General features: G+C 49.4%; 1 protein-coding gene. It reads left to right on the top strand.

Going from position 1 to position 660, the window contains the following annotated elements; genetic code table 11:
* Window positions 1–660 (top strand): calcium-binding protein (locus A3775_RS24320; RefSeq protein WP_304439293.1); only part of this gene is annotated, 660 nt, incomplete at both ends.

Raw genomic sequence — 660 nt, 5'->3', positions numbered from 1 at the left:
GACACCCTCGATGGCGGTAGTGGTAACGACGTACTCATAGGTGGCTCTAGCAACGACAGCCTCTATGGCGACGCAGGAGATGACAGCCTCTATGGGGACACAGGCAGCGATACATTAGATGGTGGTTTCGGCAACGATCAGTTGTATGGAGGAGCGCAAAGCGATCGCCTCCTTGGTGGAGATGGTAACGACCTACTCAGAGGTGGTAGTGAAGACGACACCCTAGAAGGGGGATATGGTAACGACACCCTGAATGGCGATGACGGTAACGATAGCCTCGACGCTGGGGGGAACTTTGACACCCTGTGTGGTAGTAGTGGCAACGACACCTTAAATGGTGGTGATGGCCTAGATACTGCCGACTACACTCCAGTGAATCGCCGACTCATTCTCACAGCTATTGACCGCATCGACAAAGATACCTTTGGTCAAGACCAACTGATTAGCATTGAAACAATTATTGCCAATAGCAATATCAATCATCACCTGATTGATGCCACCTCATGGGGAAACAATGCCAGCATCCATGTGAATCTACAAACCCAATCTTTGACTGTCACCGACAACACTGGTGTCCAGAGTCTGAACGTCATCAACTTTGATCATGTCAATGGTACAAATGGTGATGACAGGATGACTGGCGATACTCAAAGTAACCAA

It is taken from the genome of Anabaena sp. 4-3 (genome assembly GCF_001597745.1).
GTDB lineage: Bacteria > Cyanobacteriota > Cyanobacteriia > Cyanobacteriales > Nostocaceae > Trichormus.
This window is presented reverse-complemented; position numbering and strand designations above follow the sequence as displayed.